The sequence below is a fragment of the Streptomyces sp. JNUCC 63 genome, from assembly GCF_054366325.1.
Map to the genome: position 1 here is coordinate 4,057,173 of NZ_CM135963.1, position 15,997 is coordinate 4,073,169.

Here is a 15,997-nt window from a genome sequence, read left to right on the forward strand (position 1 = left end):
GCCCAGGACGGCCGCTCCGTCCGTTGAATGGGGGTTGAGACGAGTGACTTCCCAGGAGGTGGGCGGTATGGGGCGGGGACGACTGGAGCGGCCGGCGTCGGACGAGTCGTGGGAGCTGATCACTCCAGTGCTTCCCGTAGGCGCTGCCGCAGCACAGGACGGCCGCCGGCCTGGGGCACGCAAAGGGGCGCCGCCCTCAGTCGGACTGGACAACAACAAACCCCAGGCCGCTGACCTGGGGTTTCTCTCTGGAGCGGGTGACGAGAATCGAACTCGCGCTCTCAGCTTGGGAAGCGACGGCGCTTGGATTGCCTCGTACCCTCTGACCTGCCCAGATTCGTGGTGCTGCTGGAGGTGCGGCGGCCTGATGGCACCGCTGTTCACCGTGGTTGTCCGCTCTTTTGGGCACGCCGTGGGCACGGGGACGCGACGAGCTGACGCGCGGGGCCTGCGAGAGTCTTCCTCTGCCAGGTTGAACATGGCACATCGGCTGGCTCTGCTGTGCCATTGCGGATGCGCACAATGGTTGGCTGTTCCGTCCCTGCCGTGACGAAGTTGTTCCCGCCTGGTCGGTGACCGGCGTAGGGCCGAAAGCACCTCCGCTCAGGAGGCAGCGCGGGGAGGCTCCAGAATCGGGTTCCAGGCAAACCAGTCCAGGACATCGGAACCGAGGTCCCATGGGGCATTCAGCAGCGCCTTCTCCGTTGCTCGAAGGTCGGAGGAGACCGACTCGGGTGCCGGTCCGACGTCCTTCATCAGGTCCCCCCACTTTTGGTGGAACTCCTCGTCCTCGCCTCGCAGTCGGCTGATCGCGGCCTCCACGCAGAGGGGCCACTTCGGCATGCCGAAGTGGTCATCGTGGGTGCCGATCTGAGGGGCGGAGAGGAGGAGCAGGAAGTCGTCCGGGAGCAGTCGCTTTTCGAAGTGCCTCAGCGCGTCGATGCGCTGTTTGACGTGCTGCTTGATCTCTCCGAGGAACCCCCAGCCGAAGTCTGTCAACGCCCCGTCACAGCCCGGCCAGAGTGCCTCTCGGTCCAGGATCACGTCTTCGAGTCCGTAGAGACGGAAGCGGTCACGGCTGGTCAAGGTGTCGTACGCCTGCTTCGTCAGCCACGTGTTGCGGGCGAACATCACGCCGTCGCTCAGGTTCTTGCGTCGCTTGGTCGGCCGGGACGCGTGTGCATCCTCGATTGGGCCGTTTCGCCACACGGACAGGACGAGACCGTGGGCGGCCGCCCAGCGGAGCCCGTCGGGTGATTCGAGAACGCCCATACCGACGATCTGTTCGCGCGCCCACGCGAGCCGCTCCTGCAGCTCTTCGTCCGTCACAGCCTCATACCTCCCGCCCCCACGGCAGCCGACTTCATCGTCGGCGTCCCCAGCCCGACCGTACTTCGTGTGCCGTGTCCGGGAGAGCTCTTTCAGGGGCTGCGTTAGGTCCGGTGGCGGAGGGACCCCTGTGCAGGCGCACGCGGAGAGGGTTCAGCGGCGGCCACAGAACTCAGGACGGATCGGTGGAAGGGCTCCTGCGATGCGGACCTGCTCCGGGTGGACGCCACCGGCGCGGTAAAGCGGACCCATCTCCGGGAGAAGCGGGCATCCAGTCGGGGAGCACCTTCGCGCATGCGCCGATTCCCGGTCCCAGCCCCGCGGCCACCACAGGCCGGTGGCCGCGGCTTCCACGGAACAGCCGACGCCCGGCCCCTTGGTTCATTTGCCGGGTTCTGGTCCGTACCACTGGAGCGCCTGGCCTGTGACGGCAGCGATGCATTCGAAGTCCCGGTCGCGGTGCAGGAGGGTCAGTCCCTGCAACTCGGCCGTGGCGGCCACCACGAGGTCGACGGCTCCGGCACTGCGGTGCTGTCCGCGCTGGGTGAGGATGTCCTGGACCTGCCAGGCGCGGTCGTAGGCGCGGTCGTCGACCGGCACCCAGCCGAAGAGCAGGCGCAGGTCCTCGATGCCTTGTGCGCGGTCGGCGGCGGAGCGCGCGCTGAAGAAGAACTCCAGCTCGGTGATGGGGCACGTGGCGATGAGCCCGGCTGCCGCCGCCTGGTCCCATCCGTATTGCTCGGCGTCGCCGCGCAGCAGACGGGCGAGTGCGCTGGTGTCGACCAGGAACTGAGCGGCGTTCACCGACGGTAGTTTCCCTTGTCCTCAAGGAGATCGAGATCGAAGGCGCCCTCGGCCGCCGCTGCCCGCAGGCGGGTGAGGGCCAGAGCCCGCCGCCGGTTCTCCAGCACCTCGCGCAGGGCGGTGTTCACCGTCTCCTTCTTGGTGCTGGTGCCGAGGGCCTTGGCCACGTCGGCGACCAGCTGGTCGTCGAGGTCTATTACGGTGCGAGTCATTGATGCACCTCCGCAGATATATTGAGTGCCATCAAGTATATACGAGGATGCTGCCCCTGCTGGATGGTGACCGCGGCCGGATGCCGGTGTTCCCGTGCCCAGCTCTCCGACGCGTAGGTCGACTGAGGGGAGTCGTCGCGACTGCACATGGACGCCGATCCCCTGCCCTGGTTCGCAAGATCACAAAATGCCGGTTCTACCCTGCAGGTTTCGATCTCCATGACGGACAGCCTGGTGCCCAGGGCCGCGGGCGCGGCGCGATACCGCGACTCGAGATCGAGAGATTCACCTCTCCAGGTAAAGACCTCAGCCCTCACGGTGAGGACCCTGCTGCCCGAGGTGAGGAGGCAGTCCGATGGGGTGGATCACCGTGGGATGGGGCGCCGCCGTAGGACTGTTCGTGATGCGCTTGCTGCTCCGCCAGGTGCGAGAACTCCTGCTGGACGTGAGCGCCGTTATTCGCGCGTGGCGTGAGCTTCTGAATGTGGTGAGAGAAGTGGGCCTCCCACCAGGGGTGGTGGTCCATGAGGGAGTCCTGCCGGCGGGGCCAGTGCCGGAACAGTCAGCTTGCCGCCGTTTAAGGAAAACCTTAAACTCTTCATGCTGGTGTCGAGGGGAGTCGTCTTGAACTGAGCGATCAAGGTCACCGATGAGTACGCGGAGTGGTGCCGGCAGCTGATCAAGGAGGACTTCGGTTCTGCCTCCCAGGCTGCCCAGGCCGTTGCCGCACTGCGTGACGCTGGTCCCACTCTGGGCCGTCCTCTTGTGGACCGGCTGAAGGGATCGGACCTACATCACCTCAAGGCGTTGAGGCCGGGATCGGGTGGCCGGTCCGAGATCCGGATCATCTTCGCCTTCGATCCGACTCGCTCGGCCCTGCTGCTCCTCGGCGGCGACAAGGCGGGAAACTGGGATCGTTGGTACCGCGACAACAGTCCTCTGGCTGAACAGCTCAATCGCGACTACACCGGTGAACGGAGGACTGAGGAGTAAGCATGCCCAAGAAGGCCCCACAGGACTGGGAGACCCTGGAGCAGGAGCTGTACTCGGCCGGTGTGGATGCCGCTGAGGTGGAAGCTGGTTCGCGTCGTCTGCTGGCGGAAGCCCGTGGGCATCAACTCGCCGAGGCGCGCAATCAGTACGGGCTGGCCCAGAGGGACGTGGCTGCCCGTATGGGTGTGAGCATCGCTCGGGTATCCCAGATCGAGCACGGTGAGGCCGCCACTCTCGATGTCATCGCACGTTACGTCGAGGCGCTCGGCGGCAGGTTGGACCTGGTTGCCGACTTCGGTGATCACACGCTGCGGATGCCGGCAAGTGGTGATCAGGGCAGCGCGGCGGCGTAGCTGGCCCGAAGGCTTTGCGTGCGGTGCATGCGACGCACCGTCCGGCAGCGTTTTTCGGGGAGCAGCAGGCTGAGGGCTCTCCTTGTTCGATCCTGCGTAGCTTGGCGTGAAATCGCAGGTCAGCGGCACGCACTGGCGTGAGGAGCAGTGGTTGGCCGGTCTCAACTAGGCGCTTGTGCCCTCCGCGTGCCCCATCTTCGAGTGCACGATGGTGCGAAACGCACCGAAGAGCCAGCGGCAAAACACAAGCCCCAGGCCGCTGACCTGGGGTTTCTGCTGGAGCGGGTGACGAGAATCGAACTCGCGCTCTCAGCTTGGGAAGCTGCGGCATTTTGAGGTCGGTTGGAGGGCTGACCTCGGTGAAGGCCGGGTCGTGACCTCGTCGGGCCCGGCTGCTTTTACCGTGATTCCCCACGGTTTCCCGGCTGATCCGGTGCGCTTGTGGTGCGGGCCCTACTGTCGGCGGCCGTTGCCCGATTCAACGTTGACGGCCAGATACTGGTTCGATGACGTCAACCCAGACACGGTCAGTCCACGGGTTGCCTTCCACCCCGAGGCGGGCAGCTACCACATCGTCGAGGAAATGTGCCTGAGCCACCTCGACCGTCTCGTTGGGCCACCACAGCGAATCGCACTCGGCGCGCAGCAGGAAAGGTGTCCCGTCGATCTTGAAGCGGTATGGGTGGACCCAGTCCTGCTGACAGCGTGGACAGACAAGTTGGGTCGACATGACCGGCACGACAACCGGACGGTGGTGCACGCTTTCCAAATGTTCGCTTGGACGTCCGGAGAGACTCGTGAGCGTCCTGACCTGCTGCGGAGCGTCTCGCGGGTGGGTTCTGGGACGGCCCTGGACGTGGGTGAATGAGACCGGGACTGAGACCACGGGAGTCACTTACCGACGTCAGGCCGCACCACTGGAGAGGGTGTCCGGTGATCGCGGCGCTGCATTCGAAGGGTGCGGTCGCGGTGCAGGGGGACCACTGCTGGGTGCTGGCGTTCCCGATGGATGTCGCGACCACGACGCTGCGGTGGTCGTCGGAAATAACGGTGTTGAAACCAGAATCACCGCATACTTCGCCCGGGTGCGACCAGACACGGCCTCCGCACGACAGCCGGTGTCCATTGAGACCCAGACCGTAGCCGGGAACAGCCAATGGTCTTGCGTCCTTCGAAGTTCGGCGGCATCAAACAGGACTTCTCCGCCGCAAGTTGCCCGCACCGGGCGGTGATGGTCGAGGCGCACGCCGGGTACGGAGCCATCATGCTGACTGCTCTGCGGGCTGGTTCGTTGCCGTGGAGGAGGCGAACACCGTCAATCTGGAGAACGAGGTCATTTCTCCGGCAGCTTCAGGCACACCAACGCTTCGGGTCTTCGTACACACTCCCATAACCCCATCGCCATCCGCCCTCCTCGCAGGAGTGAGACCCGTTCGGGGGACCTGGGCACGGGTTGAGCTGAACTGCCTACTAAGTACAGGTGGTTGATAGATTTATGCGAACGACGGGTGGTAGCCATTGCAAGGCCTGCCGCAGGACGGCGGGGGACAGGGGACGAATTGGCTTGGGAAGAGTGGGAGAGGGCCAAGGCTACGGCGTCGGAGGGCCGGGCTGCCCGGATGCAGCTGAATCAGGCCGGACCGGGAGGTGCTGGTGACTCGGATCTCGTGGTGTACCAGGACGACCTTGGGGCCGTCGGTCACGAGGCGTTCATCCTCCACGGCGAGCTGAGGAAGAAGGCCGACATCGCTGGGACGGGCGCGGACAAGAACGGATCCGGGTCCACCATGCAGGCGGCCGCCGCGCTCAAGAGCCGCAGCCTCAGGCTCGGTTCGGAACTGGAGTCGACCGTCGAGATCTGGACCTCGCAGGTGAAGCACGTCCTGCAGGCCTGCGCGCACATCTCCAACCACCTCGACTACAGCAAGAAGCTGCACGCGCGGGAGGACGCCAGGATAGCCGCCGAAATCCGTGGCCGTACGGGACCGTTGCCCGTCTCGGTGCTGAACGACTACTTCAAGTAGGAAGCGTCATGGGAGATTTCTCGTACTCGGACCTCATGGCCCTGGACCTCACCAAGCTGGGCACGGCCGCGTCCGACTGGAGAACGATGGCCGGTGAACTGGCCAAGCTCACGACCGACGTACGGGACGGCTTGACGAAGAAATCCGAGGGAGCCCGCTGGAAGGGTGTCAACGCTGGCGTGACCAAGGACTTCGTGCGCAAGACGGCCAAGGAGTTCACGGACCTCCAGACAGAGGCCGAGAGCATCGCCAACGTCCTCACCGACGCGCACGCCGAGCTGACGCGGTACCAGAAGCAGGCGCAGAGCCTCACCGACTCGGCACGCAAGGGTGACCCGGCCCGCACTCCACCGGACCTGGGGCTCCTCGTCTCCGACGGTCCGGGCGGCACGGTCCGCGTCACGGAGGCGATGTGCGCTCCCGACGGCCCCGACCAGCGGACCAAGGACCGCATCCAGTGGTACGCGGACACCCTCACCGGAATCGTCCAGCACGCCGCCGAGGTCGACGCGGCGGCCGTACGCGCGCTGCGCAAGAGCCACGGCAACGACCCGCACAACGCGGGCCACGCCAGGTACACGTCCCTCGACGAGGAACAGCTGCCGCGCGCGAAGGAACTGGCCCGGCTCGCCGGGGACGCGAACCCGAAGCAGCGGGCCGAACTGCGGCGCCTGTGGGAGTCCCTGAGCCCCGAGGCACGGGCACAGCTCTGGCTGGCGCAGAAGGACGACCTGATGGCAGCGGGCATCCTGAGCCCCGCCATGCCGCAGATCGCGCCGGACGTGGGTTCGGGGAAGCACGGGTCCGAGTCGCCGGGCCTCGACGAGTGGCTCACCAAGCAGAAGATGGAACTGCTGACAGAGGGCGCCGATTGGAAGGGCATGACGGACGCGTCCCGCCACATGGCGCACTACCTGGGAAACAGCGGCAGTCCTATGAACCTGCCCGTGGACAAGATGATGACGGACGTCCCTGCCTTCAAGTCGTACGTCGACGACATAGTCCGGCTGAACCAGGACGACTGGCGCAAGCAGGCCCTCGAGGAGTTCAGGAAGAGCGGTGGAAAGCCGGTCGCCTTCCCGGTCGAGGCGAAGCAGCCCCAGGGCTTCTACTTCTCTCAGCAGAACCCCAACTGGTTCTACGCGGTGGGTGGCACCAACACCAACGTCACCGGTGTGGTGACGGCCGTTCCGGATGCGAAGGGCAACCCAAAGATCAGCATCGACTACCAGGCGAACGTCTGGGACCGCTACAACTGGGACGAGAACAAGGGCGTCAAGATCGGTCCGCTGGACATCCCCGACGGACAGATGGCCAAGCTGCACCGGGTGGGCTTCGCTCAGGAGTTCGACATGTCGGGCAGCAGCAGCGTCAAGCACTACGATCTCGGCTCCTCGGAGCCCAACGGCGACCCGCTACCGGATCCTGACGACAGCAGGGACGGACGCTTGGACCTCGGCCGGGAGCAACAGCAGGACCGTAAGACCGGCAGGACGGTGGAAAGGGTGGTCGGCCGATGAACGACGTCCATGCGTACCGGGCACCCGAGGAAGGCGGAGGTGGCGGCAGGGGCGGTCGTGGCAGCCGCCGTTGGTGGCTCATCGCCGGCGTGACCGTCGGAGTGCTGGCCCTCTCGGGCGCCGTGACCGCAGCGGGGTGGCTCCTCGCCGACCAGGGCGGCGACAGCACCGGCGGCCGCGTGGCGGAACAGGCGGCGGACGCGAGGTGGGCCGAGGGGATCACGCCGGAGTGGATGAGCGAGCAGATGGGCCTTGACATCCCGGTCACGGCCCGGTCCCCTCAGGCCGCGTACGAGGTCACCTCCCGCTTCGACACGGGCCTCCTCACCTTCACACTGACGAGGTCCGAGGCGGAGACCTACCTGGAGGAGCATCCCCCGGAGGGCAAGTGGCTGGAGCCGTCCTCCGCGCAGGTCGACATCAATCCTCATGACTTCGCGCACCTCGGGCTCCCGGAACCGGAGACGTTCAAGGACGGCATGCGCTACGGCTACGTCTGCCCCGACGCTGCCCAGGCCGCCGAGGATCCCGGCGCCTCCGGCACCCCTGACAACCCGTACGGCACGTCCGACGCCTACGACACGTCCGACGAGCGCTGCGTCCGTCTGTACGCACACGAGTACTCACCGAAGCACACTCGTATCTACCTCCGTGCCCACTTCGAACCCGGCATCAGCCCTCTTCCTGCGACCCCGTCCTCATCGGCATCGGCGGACTGAGGACCTCGTCGGAGACTGTCCCGGAACGCACCTTGGCGGAAGGCCGGGCAGCGAGTGGCCGGCCACACTCCCGGTTGAAGGGCGGCCAGGTCATCAAGCCACATAAGCAGGCGTGAGAGATGCGGGTCCTTCTCTATACCGACGTTCGCCGGCAGTGCAGACGGAATCTCGGGAGTGTCCACCTGGACCGGAACGCGGACGGGATTCCTGCGGGCCGCGCGCTCGAATTCCTTGGCGATGTCCCGCTGCACCTTTTCGATGTCCCGCTTGTTGATCTTGAACCCGGCCATGCGGGGCCTCCTGGTGTCGGTGACATCAATGAGCCTAATGAGCACCACTGACAACAGGGGGTGTCGAAGAGCAGCGGCGGTTAGTGCGCACAAGGCAAACCGAGGGACCCTCGTCCGGCACCAAGCCATCACTGCGTGCGGGTCAGCGGACGGCGGCTCTGGCGAACTGCAGCTTTGCGAGCGCGACTTCGCACCTCCTATGGCGGCTAGTGGCGCAGATCACACAAAAAGCGTCTCGCTATTTGAGACGCTTGAGGGCTGTGTTGCCCAAAAGGGCAATCGAGCGCCCTTGGGGTGGTCATTCGATGTCGACTTGGGGCACACAGAGGGCACGCCGCCCCTGAATTGGACTAGACAACAAAGAACCCCCGGGCCTCTGGCCTGGGGGTTTTGCTTGGAGCGGGTGACGAGAATCGAACTCGCGCTCTCAGCTTGGGAAGCTGAGGTGATCCCGGGCTTGCCGTGGACCTGACCTGCGGAACAGGCGTCTCGACGTCTGGTGGCCGGTCCGTTGATTCCCCGGTGTTCCCCGCGGTTCCCCGTACGATCTGGCACGTGTCTGGCACGACCTCTTCGTCCTGGAGCAACTTAGGGGTGGGGCGGAGTCTTGGGTTGCTGTGGTTCCTACCTGCTCTGATGGTCCGCAGACGTCCGCGCTTGTCTGCCGTTGTTGGTCTGCGGGTCCCGGGGACGCGATACAGTGCGCGCCGTGGACATATCCGGCTGGTTCGTCTGGATCGCTCTCGGTCTGGCCGTCTTGCAGGCCCTCGGCCTCGTTCCCGTCATCCGCCGACTGCGTGGCTCCGACTCATCGATGCGTTCCGAGGCGCGCCTTGACCTGTTGGACGTCGTCGGCTCCCTGCTGCTCTTCGGCGGCCTGCTGCTGAGTCTCGCAGTGGCGGAATCCTGGTTCTGGCTCATCTTCGTCGGCTTCGCGCTTATGGCCGCCGTCTACGCCGTGAAGGGTGTCCACTGGGTCCGCGCTCGCCGCCGTCCCACGGCCTGATCCAAACGACAGGCTCTAACTGCTCGGTGCACTACGTCTTCTTGCCCTGGGTCTTGCCGGGGATCTTGGTGGCCTGCGTTTTCGCTGTTCAGGAGCAATGGGCACGTGCGCCTGGTAGTCGATGTTGGTCATCATTGGCCACTGTCGAGCGACCTCGGACGGCCCAGGGACGGCCCAGCTTCGGCGCGCTCGGCTGACGGCCAGCACCCTCGATGCGCCCTGTCTGAACCTCAGCCGACGACAGTCAGCCACGACGATGGGTCAGCCGCCCGTGCAGGCACGCGTGTGCCTCGCTGTGCCCCCGCCGGCCTGAGCCACGCTGTCGGCCGTCGACCAGCACAAGCCGCTACGACGGAAGCGGATACGTGGCACCTTGCGTGATGACCTCTTCGTCCCGAAGGAACTTTGCTGGGCGCTCGACCTCGGGCTGGTACGTCTCTCACCTGCTGCGACGGTCCGCAGATGTGCGCGGTTGTTCGCCGCTGTACGTCGGCGTTGTCACGCAGTTAGACACGCAGCCGAGACTTCGCGACCCGGCTACTCGTAGACGGTTGCCGCTCGCAAGGCTCGTGCGAAGAAGCTCCAGTCGCCGCTGGCGGGCAACTCGCGGCCGGCGTTGCGGTACCAGCCGTCCGCATCCTCGATCCACGCTGCCAGGGCCTCCAAGAAGCTTGCGAGGTCCTCGTTCTCCCAGGAGCTGCCTTCCTCGGCGTGGCTGCGGTGGAGTGCACGAACGAAGGCGGCCAGATCTGCTCTGCTGTCGACGTGCTCGGGAGATGCGGTCATACGCGGCACCCTAGTTGGCGCGCCAACTGCCGTGGGTTCGCCAGATCCGCCAGCTCTGGTCTTCCTCAACTCTGCTTCACTGATGAGCACCTGCGCCGGTACCCGAAGCACCCTCTCTGAGCAGGGGAAGAGCCGTCGTCGACTGTCGTCATCTGTCATCGTTGAGCACCCCCGCACGGCCCACAGACGGCCCGAGCGGGGGTGTCGCGGTGCGCCCCTTGATGCGAACCACGGGCGGGGCGGTTGCTGAGGTCTGCTCGGCCGCTCACGTGGCTGTCCGGAGGCCGGGACAGACGCCGATGGTCGCGGTTGTTGATGTCAGCCCGGCCGGTCAGCCCAGACCCCGCATCGCCCTCGGCGCCTCGGCCCCGTCCTTCGCCATGGCACGGATGTGAGGCACTAGATCAACTTCTCGACCTGGAAGCCAAGACGCTGCAACCAGGAGACTGCGTGATCCCTGCCGCCGCTGAACTCGCCGGGAGCCAGTGCGCGGCCTTGGTCCCACTTGTGCGCCACTCCGGCGATCGCCTTCGAGTCGTACTCCCGCCCCTCGTGCACGAGAACGTACGAATGGGCCTTGCCGAAGTGGTACGTCTCCAGGAACGCCTCGCGGCCCAACTCGTCGTGCTCGGCAATGGCCTTGAGCACTGACTCCCGTGTGATTGCTCCTCTATGCATGGCCGAAGGCTACGGCCGGCCACTGACACTCGCGGTCGGTGGGGTCTCAATGGGCCTGGCAGGCGTCGGCAGCTGCGATCGGCGGCCGGTCTACTGATCAGCCCTTCCGCTGGCCAGATCTGATGGCTAGCCGACCTCTTCGTCCCGAAGCAACTCGGATGAAAGGCAGGGATGATGTGAGAGGTCTAGGGTGCGCTGATCGTAAGACGACCTCTCGCTCGCTTGTTTACAACATGTAGGTGCCGTTTAAGCATCTTCGGGGCAGAGCTGATGGTGTATCAGGGGCCGTGGTGGGGTTTTCGTTGAGTCGAGAGGGTTGTGTTCCAGCGGGTGGAGTGTTTCAACGGTGAACGTCTTCGCTCGGTTCTGTAGCACGTGCTGTCTGACGAGTGCAGATGGGCCTGCTGTGCGAGATGAGTGACCCGGCGGGCCCAAGGACTGTGACAGTCAGGGCAAGTTTGCAGAACCTTCTCCAGAAGATGCGCCGTGCTTGAACCTGTGTTGGGCTAAAGGAGTGAGGGCGGTTGGGTGGAAACCTAGCCTGTCTTCAAGGAGTTCATATGCACGTGGCTTCAAGCCTACGTGCTTGAGCATTGATTTAGTTGAGGTGAGTGGACCGGGCCAGCCAGTATCGGCGCCCGTGGCCCCCGCAGCTATTTCAGGCGTGAAAGCCGTTGATGCGGCAGGCGCTGCATTGCGGACGATTGTCATCTCGGTTCCTGGCTGGCGCCATAAGTGACTCTGGCGATTGGCGCGGCCATGCCAAGCGCCACTGTCTGAGCGGATGGCCATGGCATGGGAGGGAGCCATCGTGCCGAGGTCACGCCCAGCTCACCCCAGCGGCTTCCTAGCCGGGTCCTGATGGCCTCCTGGTGATTGGAGAGACCGATGAAGAAAATGATCGTGTCGGCTGCAGCAATAGTCGGTGTGCTCCTAGGAGGGGCGGGCACCGCCACTACTGCCGAGGCGCGGCCGTGTCCGCCGTGCCCGTGCCCGTGTGCGCAGCGATTGCCGCAGCAGCAGCAGCAGCAACAGCAGCAGCAGCAGCAGCAGCAACAGCAGCAGCAGCAGCAACAGCAGCAGCAGCAGCAGCAGCAGCAGCAGCAGCAGCAACAGCAGCAGCAGCAGCAGCAGCAGCAGCAACAGCAGCAACAGCAGCAACAGCAGCAACAGTCGGGTTAACTGGCGACGCCCTTGCTTTTTCGAGCGGCTTCTAGCCAGGTCCTGATGTCCCTTAGTGACAGGAGAGGCTCATGAAAAAGATGATCGCATCGGCTGCAGCAATAGCTGGTGTACTCGCGGGAGGGCTGGGCACCACAAATGCATCGGCTGCCGACATTTCGTGCGCCCTGACAGCCGGCCCAGGCGGCTTTGTTGGGGCCTCGGGCCGAGGATTCCCGGCGGGCGAGACGGTGACTGCAAGGAACTCTGCGGGCTCCACGGTGGGTACATTCACCACGACGCCTGGCGGTTTCTTCGAATTCTCCGGCCTTCCGAACGATACCTACACGGTCACCTCGAAGTCCGCCACGGTGACCTGCCCGAGGCTGGCCTCCTCGCCGATCGAGACAAAGCCAAGGGGACAGCAGCAGCAACAGCAGCAGCAGCAACAGCAGCAGCAGCAGCAGCAGCAGCAACAGCAACAGCAGCAGCAGCAGCAACAGCAGCAGCAAGAGCAGAACGTCATTGTGCAGCAGCCGCCGGGGACGAAGACCCCTCCGCCGGACACGGGGACGAAGACCCCTTCGCCGGGTACGGGCTCGTACCCGTCACCGGGTACGAGCCCGTCACCGGGTACGAGCCCGTCACCGGGTACGAGCCCGTCACCGGGTACGAGCCCGTCACCGGGTACGAGCCCGTCACCGGGTACGAGCCCGTCACCGGGTACGAGCCCGTCACCGGGTACGAGCCCGTCACCGGGTACGAGCCCGTCACCGGGTACGAGCCCGTCACCGGGTACGAGCCCGTCACCGGGTACGAGCCCGTCACCGGGTACGAGCCCGTCACCGGGTACGGGAACCAACGCGCACTGAGCTGACCGCTTGTCCACATCTTGTGATCGGCGGGGCTGACCGTCCACTCCTCACAGGCCGGCCTACTGATCATCGGTCCGGCTGACCAGCGAGGCTGAAGAAGCCCACGGCTCTGAACAGTTCAGATGCCGTGGGCTTCTGTCGTTGTTGGTCGGCGCCGACTGACCTCGGACGGCCCACAGACGGCCCAGGATGGCAGATGGCTGAGCCGTTGTGATGTCGGTACCAGGCAGGCTCGCGGTCAGCTGGTCGCTCAGTAGAAGCGGGAAATCTTCCGGACGGGCGGCCAGGTCGCCTCTCCTCCCGCGGCTCTAGGCACGCGACGCTGCGCACGCTCCTCGAATGACCGCTTGACTAATACATCAGGACACGGGCCGATTCACTTCCATACGTCGGGGTGACAGCATGAGCAAGGCGACTCTACGAATCATTTCCGTTGCCACAGCAACCTGTTCCTGTATAGCTGCGGGTGTTTCGGCCACTCCGGAGAGTGAGGCACACACCTCGTCACTGCATGGTCGGATCGAGCCTGCGGAGTCGGCTCTCAAGTGTTACAAAACCATCCGGGACCCGTATTCAGTTGCGTGCTACCGGCTTTCATACAGGCCACTACTCGAAGGTGGGCGGATTATCTTCGTCCCCTTCCTTGTCCAAGTGTCCACGCCCTCGAACTCTCCGCCGACAATAATTGTCGACAAACTCCCATCGACCTGACATCGATATTTTTTATGGTGCCTCGTTCTCGGCGGCGCCAAGGGAGATACGCGCGATGTCGCACCGCAGCGGGCCTGGTGGTCGGCGTCCAGTCCGCCTGAAGCGGTGCGCGAGCCAGCCGGGCTGAAAGCGCTCGGGTTACAGCAACGGCTCGGGTCATGCCGCGTTGAGTCGTCATGGCGCATCTGGCCTGCATCTTCTGCGGTTGTGGTGAGTTAGGCCGTCGGTCTCTCGCGCTACTCACTCGCAGAGGGAGGACGCCGCTGTCGGCTCCGTGACGAGGTCGGCGGAACGGCTTTGGGCTGGAGCTGCTTTGGCGCGAGTGATCATGGCCCCGTAAGCTTCCGGCGCGTCGGGCAGTCTGTGGACCTGCCCGGTAAAGCACGACGTTGGGGCCATGATCTTCGAGGCTCGCGCCAAAGTGGCTGCCTAAAGCCGTGGAGCCGACCGGCCCTAGCCACAGAGGGTTTTTCCTACCTCTGCCCGCATGCACGCAGCGCGCCGCCGGGCGCGGCCAGCCGGGGCGCAGACAGGAGGCAGGCCGCGCCGCAGAGGCGGCGCGCGCCCGCGCCGTGCGCGGGCCTTGAACCCGTGAAGAAAATTGTTACTCAGGTTGCATCTGAGATGTGCCAGAGGGGCGCGTCGTACTGCTCTGGTCGGTTGCTGATGAGGAGTTGCCGCAAGTCGTCGCGCTGCGAGCCGCTGAGATGCAGGGCCTCTGTGATGCGGCGGAACGTCGTGTGGGTGACTCCGCGGGCTCGGGCTTCGGCTTCGAACTGGCCGAGCTGGGCCCAGATTGCGGCCAGGTCCAGCTTGGTCGGCTGCTGCTCCTTGAGCCATAGAGCCTTGTTGCGCTCGTAGTCGATCTCCGAGTGGCCGCAGATCTCGCGGCTGTAGGCCTCCACCTCGTCCAGGTGCGCGGTCGCCATGATGGCTCGGGCCAGCTGGTTGCGGCTGACGGCGTCGTCCAGGTCGACCTCGTGCACCATCGGGCTCTCGTCCGTGAGCGGTACGGGGAGCCCTGCGTCCCGGATCTCGCATGTGCCTCGCACGCCTCGGGCCGTTGCTGCGAGGAGCCCGGTCGCCTCGGACGGGTGCCACTCCAGGACCGGGCTGATCGTCTCCGCGTCGCTCGCGGTGAAAGTGTGGACGACGGGGCCCAGCACGTCGCTCACGTCTTCCGGCAGGAGTTCGCCGTCCAGGCCCGGACCCGCGACCAGGAGCCGCACAGGCGCGTTCACCTGACAGCAGGCTGCCAGCGTGAGGGCGTCGGCAAGTGGGCTCTTCAGTGTCGGCTCGTCGCCCCGCGCGAGGATGTCCCCGCCCACATCCAGGAGGTCGATCGACTCGGGCTCCAAGTGGGACACGAGGTCTTCGAGTTGGTGGGTGAGGCCTTCTGCTCCCTGGTAGGGATCGAGCAGGGCGAAGGTGCGCGGGAGCTCCGCTGCGAGTCGGGGGAGTGTGGATCCTGCGGGTGCGATCGGGCGGGCTTGCGCCGGCACTGCCCAGACGGCCGGGGTGAGGCGTTCCAGGCCGGTGAAGTCGGCGGGTCGCCGCGGGCCCGGTAGTGGGTCGATCAGGAGGCGGTCCCAGGCGTACGTGAGGATCACCGCCTGGTCCTCGTCGCCATAGAGGGCGGCGTGAAGCATTGCGGCGGCGACTGCGTCGCCCCCTCCTCCTGCTGCGACGATCAACCGCGTCATGCGCTCAGACTACGGGTTCACGGGTTGGCCACTCACCCTATAGTGGCCAAAGGCCATAGCCACTTGGACAAGGAAAGGAGGGGAGATGCCACAGATCGAAGAGGCTCAGCCCAAGTATCTCCAGATCGCCCACTACATCCGCGATCAGATCCTTCGGGGCGACCTGCGGCCGGGGGACGAGGTTCCCTCGGAACGGCAGCTCGCCGCGGACTGGAAGGTGTCCCGGCCCACGGCCGCGCGGTCGCTGGAGGCGCTGAGCCATCAGGGCCTGGTCGAGAAGCGTCAGGGCTCGGGGACGTACGTGCGCAGCCTCGAAGTGAACCGGCGTGCACGGGAGTTGTACGGGCGCGCCCGGCAGACCGGGAAGATCTACACGCCCGGAGAGTACGCGGTGATCACTTCGGCCGGTTGGCTGGAGGCTCCGGACCACGTCGCCGAGGCCTTGGGTCTGGTGAAGGATCGCCGAGCCGTGCACCGCCGGCGCGTGACGAACAACCAGGATGGTCCGATCACGCTGTCCACCTCGTGGTTTGCTCCGGACGTCGGCCAGCGCGCGCCCAAGCTCACGGATCCCGAGCGGATCCAGGAAGGGACGCTCATGTATGTCGAGAGGATGACAGGGCGTCAAGGCAGCTACGCGGAAGACCGCATGTGCGCTCGGGCCGCCACGGACGAGGAGGCGGCCGACCTGCGGTTGGAGCCGGGGTCCGCGGTCCTCATCGTCCATCACGTCGTCTTCGACCTCCAGGACCGGCCTTTGGAGTTCGCCGAAGCCACCTATCCCCCGCTCCGCTGGGCGTTCGAGCAGGGCTACCCGCTTACCTGACGGCTCG

General features: G+C 65.4%; 16 protein-coding genes. 8 read left to right on the forward strand and 8 right to left on the reverse strand.

All coding sequences use genetic code 11. The features are described from left to right. Positions 1–603: 603 nt before the first annotated feature. The 3 genes from ACX25U_RS18585 to ACX25U_RS18595 form a co-directional block, all read right to left on the reverse strand. Positions 604–1,329, reverse strand: a complete 726-nt coding sequence (locus ACX25U_RS18585) for a hypothetical protein (RefSeq protein WP_454393507.1) — start codon at positions 1,327–1,329, stop codon at positions 604–606. A 381-nt stretch (positions 1,330–1,710) separates the two neighbouring features. Further along, positions 1,711–2,133 (reverse strand): PIN domain-containing protein, encoded by a 423-nt coding sequence (locus ACX25U_RS18590; RefSeq protein WP_454393509.1) that lies wholly within the window; start codon positions 2,131–2,133, stop codon positions 1,711–1,713. Continuing rightward, positions 2,130–2,345 (reverse strand): type II toxin-antitoxin system VapB family antitoxin, encoded by a 216-nt coding sequence (locus ACX25U_RS18595; protein ID WP_046249112.1) that lies wholly within the window; start codon positions 2,343–2,345, stop codon positions 2,130–2,132. Before ACX25U_RS18595 ends, ACX25U_RS18590 begins: the two co-directional genes overlap by 4 nt. A gap of 678 nt (positions 2,346–3,023) precedes the next feature. Between ACX25U_RS18595 and ACX25U_RS18600 the strand changes: the two genes are divergently transcribed. Both ACX25U_RS18600 and ACX25U_RS18605 read left to right on the forward strand, forming a co-directional pair. Continuing rightward, entirely contained in the window at positions 3,024–3,338 is a 315-nt protein-coding gene (locus ACX25U_RS18600) for a type II toxin-antitoxin system RelE/ParE family toxin (protein WP_454394358.1), read from the forward strand. 2 nt (positions 3,339–3,340) lie between these two features. Continuing rightward, positions 3,341–3,691 carry a helix-turn-helix domain-containing protein gene (locus tag ACX25U_RS18605; protein WP_454393510.1) on the forward strand — a complete coding sequence of 117 codons (351 nt, stop codon included), beginning with the start codon at positions 3,341–3,343 and terminating at the stop codon, positions 3,689–3,691. Between the two features lie 478 nt (positions 3,692–4,169). On the opposite strand, the gene ACX25U_RS18610 is transcribed toward ACX25U_RS18605, so the two are convergent. Next, on the reverse strand, positions 4,170–4,421 hold the full coding sequence (locus tag ACX25U_RS18610) for a hypothetical protein (protein ID WP_454393512.1): 252 nt from the start codon (positions 4,419–4,421) through the stop codon (positions 4,170–4,172). 889 nt (positions 4,422–5,310) lie between these two features. On the opposite strand from ACX25U_RS18610, the gene ACX25U_RS18615 reads away from it, so the two are divergent. From ACX25U_RS18615 to ACX25U_RS18630, 4 genes are all read left to right on the forward strand, one after another. Then, positions 5,311–5,715, forward strand: coding sequence for a hypothetical protein (locus tag ACX25U_RS18615; RefSeq protein WP_454393514.1), 405 nt, complete (start codon positions 5,311–5,313; stop codon positions 5,713–5,715). An 8-nt stretch (positions 5,716–5,723) separates the two neighbouring features. Beyond that, positions 5,724–7,235, forward strand: a complete 1,512-nt coding sequence (locus ACX25U_RS18620) for a hypothetical protein (RefSeq protein WP_454393515.1) — start codon at positions 5,724–5,726, stop codon at positions 7,233–7,235. Next, the gene (locus ACX25U_RS18625; protein ID WP_454393517.1) at positions 7,232–7,954 is read left to right on the forward strand and encodes a hypothetical protein; all 723 of its coding nucleotides are present in this window, start codon (positions 7,232–7,234) and stop codon (positions 7,952–7,954) included. The genes ACX25U_RS18620 and ACX25U_RS18625 overlap by 4 nt, the downstream gene beginning before the upstream one ends. A 999-nt stretch (positions 7,955–8,953) precedes the next feature. Beyond that, positions 8,954–9,250 (forward strand): hypothetical protein, encoded by a 297-nt coding sequence (locus ACX25U_RS18630; RefSeq protein ID WP_454393519.1) that lies wholly within the window; start codon positions 8,954–8,956, stop codon positions 9,248–9,250. 537 nt (positions 9,251–9,787) lie between these two features. Here ACX25U_RS18630 and ACX25U_RS18635 read toward each other — a convergent pair. The 3 genes from ACX25U_RS18635 to ACX25U_RS18645 all read right to left on the reverse strand — a co-directional run bounded on the left by ACX25U_RS18635 (position 9,788) and on the right by ACX25U_RS18645 (position 11,884). Then, positions 9,788–10,036, reverse strand: coding sequence for a DUF7660 family protein (locus ACX25U_RS18635; protein WP_454393521.1), 249 nt, complete (start codon positions 10,034–10,036; stop codon positions 9,788–9,790). A gap of 399 nt (positions 10,037–10,435) precedes the next feature. After that, positions 10,436–10,714, reverse strand: coding sequence for a hypothetical protein (locus tag ACX25U_RS18640; RefSeq protein WP_454393523.1), 279 nt, complete (start codon positions 10,712–10,714; stop codon positions 10,436–10,438). 933 nt (positions 10,715–11,647) lie between these two features. After that, a complete protein-coding gene (locus tag ACX25U_RS18645) occupies positions 11,648–11,884 on the reverse strand; it encodes a hypothetical protein (RefSeq protein WP_454393525.1) in 237 nt (78 codons plus the stop codon). A 172-nt stretch (positions 11,885–12,056) separates the two neighbouring features. Between ACX25U_RS18645 and ACX25U_RS18650 the strand changes: the two genes are divergently transcribed. Then, entirely contained in the window at positions 12,057–12,752 is a 696-nt protein-coding gene (locus ACX25U_RS18650; protein ID WP_454393527.1) for a hypothetical protein, read from the forward strand. Between the two features lie 1,317 nt (positions 12,753–14,069). Here ACX25U_RS18650 and ACX25U_RS18655 read toward each other — a convergent pair. Continuing rightward, positions 14,070–15,164, reverse strand: coding sequence for a DUF1152 domain-containing protein (locus ACX25U_RS18655; RefSeq protein ID WP_454393529.1), 1,095 nt, complete (start codon positions 15,162–15,164; stop codon positions 14,070–14,072). Between the two features lie 85 nt (positions 15,165–15,249). Here ACX25U_RS18655 and ACX25U_RS18660 point away from each other — a divergent pair, with 85 nt between their 5' ends. After that, positions 15,250–15,990, forward strand: coding sequence for a GntR family transcriptional regulator (locus tag ACX25U_RS18660; RefSeq protein WP_454393531.1), 741 nt, complete (start codon positions 15,250–15,252; stop codon positions 15,988–15,990). Positions 15,991–15,997 lie beyond the last annotated feature (7 nt).